8 protein-coding genes are annotated in these 7,243 nt (G+C 73.6%); 1 reads left to right on the top strand and 7 read right to left on the bottom strand.

Annotation, left to right across the window (positions count from 1 at the left end):
- From ACFWEK_RS16630 to ACFWEK_RS16600, 7 genes are all read right to left on the bottom strand, one after another.
- The coding region (locus ACFWEK_RS16630; protein ID WP_430554752.1) for an ABC transporter substrate-binding protein at positions 1 to 624 on the bottom strand (624 nt) is incomplete at its 3' end.
- A 68-nt stretch (positions 625 to 692) separates the two neighbouring features.
- Positions 693 to 1,628, bottom strand: coding sequence for a carbohydrate ABC transporter permease (locus tag ACFWEK_RS16625; RefSeq protein ID WP_430546521.1), 936 nt, complete (start codon positions 1,626 to 1,628; stop codon positions 693 to 695).
- Positions 1,625 to 2,551 carry a carbohydrate ABC transporter permease gene (locus ACFWEK_RS16620; protein ID WP_430554751.1) on the bottom strand — a complete coding sequence of 309 codons (927 nt, stop codon included), beginning with the start codon at positions 2,549 to 2,551 and terminating at the stop codon, positions 1,625 to 1,627. Before ACFWEK_RS16620 ends, ACFWEK_RS16625 begins: the two co-directional genes overlap by 4 nt.
- Before the next feature lie 230 nt (positions 2,552 to 2,781).
- The gene (locus ACFWEK_RS16615) at positions 2,782 to 3,780 is read right to left on the bottom strand and encodes a hydroxyacid dehydrogenase (protein WP_430554750.1); all 999 of its coding nucleotides are present in this window, start codon (positions 3,778 to 3,780) and stop codon (positions 2,782 to 2,784) included.
- A gap of 26 nt (positions 3,781 to 3,806) precedes the next feature.
- The gene (locus tag ACFWEK_RS16610) at positions 3,807 to 6,026 is read right to left on the bottom strand and encodes an alpha-galactosidase (RefSeq protein WP_430554749.1); all 2,220 of its coding nucleotides are present in this window, start codon (positions 6,024 to 6,026) and stop codon (positions 3,807 to 3,809) included.
- Positions 6,027 to 6,117: 91 nt separating this feature from the next.
- Positions 6,118 to 6,372, bottom strand: a complete 255-nt coding sequence (locus ACFWEK_RS16605) for a hypothetical protein (protein ID WP_430554748.1) — start codon at positions 6,370 to 6,372, stop codon at positions 6,118 to 6,120.
- 32 nt (positions 6,373 to 6,404) lie between these two features.
- Entirely contained in the window at positions 6,405 to 6,803 is a 399-nt protein-coding gene (locus ACFWEK_RS16600) for a RidA family protein (protein WP_430546516.1), read from the bottom strand.
- A gap of 131 nt (positions 6,804 to 6,934) precedes the next feature.
- Here ACFWEK_RS16600 and ACFWEK_RS16595 point away from each other — a divergent pair, with 131 nt between their 5' ends.
- Positions 6,935 to 7,201, top strand: a complete 267-nt coding sequence (locus ACFWEK_RS16595) for a hypothetical protein (RefSeq protein WP_430546515.1) — start codon at positions 6,935 to 6,937, stop codon at positions 7,199 to 7,201.
- The last annotated feature ends 42 nt before the right edge of the window (positions 7,202 to 7,243 follow it).

Here is a 7,243-nt window from a genome sequence, read left to right as displayed (position 1 = left end):
CGCCGTGGGTGTGGCGTTCGGCGTTCTGGACGTAGACGGCGCTGCCTTCTCGAACGCGTCGACCGTCGTCGGGAACGCGTCGGGGTCGATGTCCGCCTTCTGCAGGATCTCGGAGTTCGCGACGAGCCCGATCGCGCCGATGGTCCACGGCAGGCCGTACTGCACGCCGTCGAACTGGGCGGCCGCCAGCGCGGCGTCCGTGTACCCGCGCCCCTCGGTCAGCGCCGACAGGTCCTGCAGCTTGCCCATCGCGGCGAGGGAGCCGAGCCAGGCGACGTCGACGTGCGCCGCGCCGGTGAACTGGCCGCCCTTCACCTGCAGCGTGAGCTGGTTGATGTACTCGTTGTAGGGGAACGAGACGTCGTCCACCGTGACGCCGGCCTGGTCCTGGTAGGCCTTGACGATCGCCTCGAGGGCCGGGGCGGCGGCCTCCTCGGTGAACGACCACGACGAGAACGCGAAGTCCGTCTTCGCGCCGCCTGCCGCGGCGGCCGAGGCGGCGGCGCCCGTGGACGACGGCGCGGACGGCGCGCAGGCGGCGAGCGCGGCGGTGCCGGCGCCGATGCCGAGCAGCTGGAGCACGCGACGTCGCGACAGGGCGCTCTGGGGAAGGGTGAGAGACATGGGGATCCTCCGCATCGAGGGTCGTTCGGGGTGGTTGACGGTGGAGCGGGGCGGGACGGTGGGCGCCGTCAGCCCTTGACGGCGCCGGCGGTGAGGCCGCCGACCAGGTACTTCTGCAGCGCGATGAAGGCGATCGCGACCGGGAGCGAGACGACGAGCGACGCCGCCATGAGCTCCGGCCACGCCGTCGAGGCCTCGCCGATGAACGTGTTGACCAGGCCGGGCGGCAGGGTCTGCTTCTCCGGGCCGGCGAGGGTGAGCGCGAAGACGAAGTCGTTCCAGCCGCGGACGAAGGCGAACAGCCCGGCCGCGATGAGGCCCGGCGCCGCCAGCGGCAGCACGATCGAGTGGATGATCCGCAGGCGGGACGCGCCGTCGACCCGCGCCGCCTCGATGAGCTCGTCCGGGATGGTGTCGAAGAAGCCCTTGAGCATCCACACGCACAGCGGCAGCGTGAACGTGGTGAAGCTCAGCACCAGCGCGGTGTACGTGTTGAGCAGCCCGTACGCGCTGAACACGCTGTAGAGCGTCACCAGCAGCAGGGCCTGCGGGAACATCTGCGACGCCAGCACCAGGTACATCAGCGAGCGGCGGCCGCGGTAGCGGAACTTGGAGAACGAGTACCCCATGTACGCCGAGACCAGCACCGACAGCACCGCGGTGATCACCGAGACGATGACGCTGTTGCGCAGGTAGCCGAACAGCTGGTCGTTCGAGGCGAGCGCGGCGAACGCGTCCAGCGTGGGCGCCGACGGGAAGAACCTCGGCGGATAGCTGAACACCTGGTCGCGCGGTGTGAGGGACGTGGCGAGCAGCCAGTACACCGGCAGCAGGCCGAAGCCGCCGCACACGACCACGGTGGCCCAGGCGGCGAACCGCACGCCGCGGCGCTCGGAGCGCAGGGCGCCGCGGCGGAGGCGCTGGGGCGGCCGGGGCGCGTCGTCGGCCGGGGACGACGCCGAGGGCGGGGTGGGCGCGGCGGGGAGCTGCGTCGTCGCGCTCATCGCTCCTCTCCCTTCTCCGAGAAGCGGACGTACACGACGACGAGCGCCATGAGCAGCACCATCCACAGCAGGCCGAGCGCGCCGGCCTTGCCGAGGTCGTACCCCTGGAAGGCCGTCTCGTACACGGCGGTGGCGAACGTCTGCGTGGCGCCCGCGGGGCCGCCGCCGGTGAGGACGTAGATGATGTCGAAGTGCTGGAAGTTCCAGATGAACTCCAGCAGCAGCACCAGCCCGACGATGCCCTTGAGGTGCGGCAGCGTGATGGCGAAGAAGCGGCGGACCGTGCCCGCCCCGTCCATCTCGGCCGCCTCGTGCAGCTCGACCGGCACGGTCTGCAGGCCGGCCAGGAGCATGACCATCATCCAGGGGAACGACTGCCAGGTCTTCGCCAGGATCACGGCGCCCATCGCGGTGCCCGGCTGGGCGAGCCAGGCCTGCGGGTCGTCGACGAGGCCGAGACCCTGGAGCAGCGCGTTCATCACGCCGTAGTTGGCGTTGAAGATCCACATCCACAGGAACGACACGACGACGCCGGGCACGAGCCAGGGGATGAGCATGAGGCCGCGCAGCACCTTGGCGCCGCGGATCCTCGTGTTCAGCGCGAGCGCGAGGGCGAAGCCGATCACGAACGGCAGGATCGTGGTGCCGAGCGTGAAGACGAGCGTCTGGCGCAGCAGGCGCAGGAAGTCGCCCTGCAGCACGTCCACGATGTTCTGCAGCCCGACGAACGTGCGTCCGGGCAGCACGAGGCTCTGCTCGAAGAACGCCGTGACCAGTGCCGCGACGAGCGGGTAGAGCACGACGCCGGCCAGCAGCGCGACGCCCGGCAGGAGCAGCAGGACGGCGAACTGTCCGTCGCTGAGCCGGCGTGGTGTCGTCTGTGAGCTTCTGTGTTCAAGAGTGTGAGTTTGTGAACTCGTCATGTCCACGTCCCTGTGGGTCAACCTCGGCAACGAGGGTGATGAGCTGGTGTCCGCGACACACTCTGGCCGATCCTGGCCGATCTGGTCAAACCCTCGCGGTCTCGGTGCGGTAACAACTTGTCGCGCTATGGCGCAACTTCACACACAACATCACATGACACTGAACACGCGAGAGGCCGCCGGGCCGACCTTCGTCGGACCGGCGGCCTCGGGGCAGGCGGATGCGGCCGTCAGGCCGTGAAGGGCAGCTGCTCGGGGCGCACCTCGTGCCGCAGCGGCTCGCCGGCGGCCCACCGCTCGACCTCGTCGGCGGCGGCGTGGCCCAGCCGGGCCTCCTCGGTGCCCAGCGAGCCGGCGACGTGCGGCGTGAGGAAGACGTTGGACAGGCCGAGCAGCGGGTGCCCCGCCGGCAGGGGCTCGGGGTCGGTGACGTCGAGCACGGCGAACAGGTCCTCGCGGTCGGCCAGCAGGCGCGCGAGCGCGTCGTGGTCCACCAGCCCGCCGCGCGCGGTGTTGATCAGCGTGGCCGACGGCGCGAGCAGGCCGAGCTCGGCGGCGCCGAGCATGCCGCGCGTGCCGTCGGTGAGCGGGGCGTGCACGGAGACGACGTCGCTCGCGGCGAGCAGCTCGGGCAGGCCGACGAGCTCGACGCCCGCCCGGCGTGCGTCGCCGGCGTCGTAGTACGGGTCGTGCCCCAGCAGGCGCACGTCCAGCGGGCGCAGGGCCGCGGCGGTGAGGCGCGCGATGAGCCCGAAGCCGACCAGGCCGACCACGGCGCCGTCGAGGCCGCGGATGCCGTCGCGCCCCGGCATCGCGTGCTCCCGCGCGGCCGTCACGCCCAGCCGCAGCACGTTCTTCACGGCCAGGTGCACCATCGACACGGTGAAGTCCGCGACGGCGCGCGCGTTGGCGTGCGCCGCCGACGTGACGCGCACTCCGCGCGCCCACGCCTCGGGCGTCACCAGGCCCCACACCGAGCCGGCCGCGTGCGCCACGAGCTCCAGGCGAGGTAGGCGGTCGAGCGTCGCGGCGTCCAGCACCGGGGCGCCCCAGCCGGTGACGAGCACGCGCGCCGCCGCGAGCGCCCCGTCGTCGGCGGTCGCGAGGTCGACGACCGGGCCGTGGGCGGCGAGCCGGTCGCGGACGGCGGCGGGCAGGACGGAGCCCGCCCACTCCTCGCCGACGGCGGTGAGGATCGTCGTGGGCGGGGCGGCGGGCGGCGTCGGCATGGCCTGACCTTAGCGGGGGAGCGCCGTCAGCCGACGGCCTCCACCCGCAGCACCAGCGACGTCTCGGGCGCCGACTCCGGCGTCTGGAGCCCGGCGACGGCGAGCGCGCGGCCGGTCAGGACGATGCCCTCCGGGCGCCTGAGCCACGGCGGGACCGACCAGCCGGCGTAGGCCTCGCGGCTCAGCGGCAGGGGCGTGACGCGGTACCGGCGCTCGGGGTCCAGGCCGCGCAGGGTCAGGCGGCCGGGCGGCGCGGTGGCGGGTCGGGTCAGGGTCGCGACCTGGAACAGGGCGCGGGAGCGGTCGGTCGCGACGACGCCCCACACCTGCCGGCCGTCGTCCGCGGGGAGGTCCTGGCGCACCAGCCTGCCCGTGTGCAGCAGGCCGCGCTCCGCCTTGTACAGCTCGATCCAGCCGGCCAGGTCGGCGAGCTGCTCGGGCGTCGAGCGGGTGAGGTCCCACTCGATGCCGAAGTGGCCGAACAGGGCGGTCGCCGCGCGGAAGGCGAGGGAGTGCGCGCGGTGGGTCTGGTGGCTGACGTCCGCCGCGACGTGCGCGCCGAGGTACTCCAGCGGCAGCAGCTGCGCCGTCCACGGCTGCATCTGCTGGCGCTCCAGCGGGTCGGTGACGTCGGACACCCAGACGCGCTGGGTGTGCTCGGTGACGCCGAGGTCCACCCGGCCGCCGCCCGACGAGCACGACTCGATCTCCAGGCCCGGGTGCCGCCGCCGGAGCTCGGCCATGATCCCGTAGGCGGCGAGCGTCTGGGCGTGCACGACGGGCCGTCCGTCCTGGCCGGAGCCCGGGTCGACGAGGTCGCGGTTGTGGTCCCACTTCACGTAGTCCACGCCGTGGGCGCCGACGATCGCGCTCATCCGCTCCAGCACGAAGGCGGCGGCGTCGGGGTTCGACAGGTCGAGCACGTGCTGGTGCCGCGACGGCACCGGCACCCGGCCGCCGGCGGCCATCACCCAGTCGGGGTGGGCGCGCGCCAGGTCCGAGTCGAGGTTGACCATCTCGGGCTCGAACCACAGCCCGAACTGCATGCCGAGGCCGTGCACGTGGTCCGCGATCGGGTCCAGGCCGTCGGGCCAGACCTCCTCGTCGACGTACCAGTCGCCCAGGCCGCGGGTGTCGTCCCGGCGGCCGCGGAACCAGCCGTCGTCGAGCACGTACCGCTCGACGCCCAGCTCCGCCGCGGCGTCGGCCAGCGCGGTGAGCCTCGCGAGGTCGTGGTCGAAGTAGACCGCCTCCCACACGTTGAGCGTCACGGGGCGCGGGCTGCAGGGGTGCGCCGTGCGGCGGCGGAGCATCCGGTGCAGGCGCGCGGCCTGCGCGTCCACGCCGTGGCCGTGCACGCCGTAGACCCACGGCGTCTCGTACTCCTCGCCCGCGGCGAGGGTCACCTCGCCGGGCAGCAGCAGCTCGCTGCCGCCCAGCACCTGGTCGCCCGTGGGCAGCCGCTCCGCCCAGTGACGGTGGTTGCCCGACCAGCCCACGTGCAGGCCCCACACCTCGCCGTGGCCGAAGCCGAAGCCCGGGACGCCCGCGGTCAGCACGGTGGCGGCGTCGAAGCCCGTGCGGCCGCGGCGGCCCTCGCGCAGGTGCGTCCCCACCGTGAGGTCGTGCCGCTGCGGCGCCCGCTCCTTGCCCCACCGACCCGTGAGGTCGAGGACCTCCCGCGCCCGAGGCGGCACGGGCAGGACGACGGCGAGCTCGTGCAGCCGGTACGGGCCGCCGTCGTTGCGGAGGGCGGCCCGCGTCCGCAGCACGCCGTCGACGGTGAGCTCGACGTCGAGGACGAGCGTCAGCTCCGCGACCACGTCCGTCGCCTCGACGCGCAGCGCCCCGGCGCCGCCCTCCGTGAGGCCGGCGGCCAGGGTGCCGCCGCACAGCGTCGCCACGGTGGTCGTGAAGCGCGGCGACCACGCGTCGCCGTCGCGCTCGCCCACGATGCCCGGGCGGCCGGGCCAGCCCGTGCGCGGCTCCGGCACGAGCGCGAGCCGGGTCGGCTCGTCGGGCCCGCTGCTCACGAGCGGGGCGGCCGCGGCCTCGACGACGGCGGCCGCGTCGTCGGCGGTCAGCGGGCCGAGGTCGTCGCCCCAGTGCACGACGGCGGGCAGCTCGCCGCCGCGGGCGTCGACCAGCACGCTGACGCCGTCCGCGCGCAGGTGGACGAGGGAGTCGACGGCGGATCCGTGGGCGGCGGTGTCGGCGGCGTCGGCGCGGCCGGTCGTGGAAGTCACGACCCGAGCCTGCCATCCGCCGGCCGCGAGATCGGTCATCCGGTGCACGATCGGTCATCCATCGGACCGATCGCGTGGCGGATGACCGATCTCAGGCGGCCGGCACCACCCGCAGCCGCCAGCCCACGAAGGCGGCGACCAGCGCGACCACGAGCCAGACGAGGCCGTGCACCAGGGCGTCGTGCGCCTTGGCCAGGATCTCCAGGGAGTACACCGGGTCGTCCGCATCCGCGAACATCGTCGAGACGTACCAGCGGTTGCCCCAGCGGAACCCGTCCGCGACGGCGAAGAACGCGGCGAGCACCGCGATCGCCTGGAAGAGCCCGCGGCCCCGGTGTCTGCGCACGTCGCACACCCTAGGGCGGCGGCTCGTGCCCGTCAGCCCTCGGGGACGGTCGCGACGGCCTCGACCTCGACGAGCGCGCCTGCGCGGGCGGGCGCGACGGCGAGGACCGTGACGGCGGTGCGGGAGCGCCAGACCCGGCCGGAGGCGGCGTAGGCGTCGTTCGGGTCGACGGACGGGTCGAGGTAGATCGTCAGCTTCGCGACGTGCTCCACGTCGGTGCCCGCCTCCTCGAGGACGGCGATCACGTTGCGCAGGGCCTGCTCCGTCTGCGGGCCGAGGCCGCCCTCGACGAGGGCGCCGTCGGGGCCGGTGCCGTTCTGCCCGCCGACGTAGAGCGTGCGGCCGGCGGGGAGGATCATGCCCCACGCGAACGCGGGGTTCTGGTGCAGCGAAGGCGGGTTGACCGGCGTCGGCGTCGACTGCGCGTTCATGGGGCGGGTCCCTTCGTCGAGGTGTACCCCGAGCATCCCGCGCACCACCGACATGGCCCGGTCGCAGCCCTGGTCCAGCTCGGGTCGCGGCTCCGGTTGCGCCGCCGCCCAGCGGCGGAAGACTCCCCGCCATGGAGAACGTGGACTACGACCAGCTCGCGGACGACTACGGATGGTTGTTCGGCACGGCCGCGATCATCGTCTACCTGGCGGTGGCCGTCATCTTCCTGATCGCGTACATCCGGATCATCCAGAAGGCCGGCTACTCGGGCTGGTGGGTCCTGGTCGGGATCGTGCCGGTCCTCAACGTGGTGATGTTCCTCGTGTTCGCCTTCTCGCGGTGGCCGGTGCTGCGCGAGCGGGACGCGCTCCGGGCGGGGCAGGGGTACCCGCGCTGACCTGCGCGGGCGCCGTCGGCCACCCGGCACGCTTGGAGGAAT

Origin of the sequence: Isoptericola sp. NPDC060257, from assembly GCF_042726645.1 — a bacterium.
Lineage (GTDB): Bacteria > Actinomycetota > Actinomycetes > Actinomycetales > Cellulomonadaceae > Isoptericola > Isoptericola nanjingensis.
Note: the sequence above shows the minus strand (reverse complement) of the source record. Positions and strands in the feature narration are given on the sequence as shown.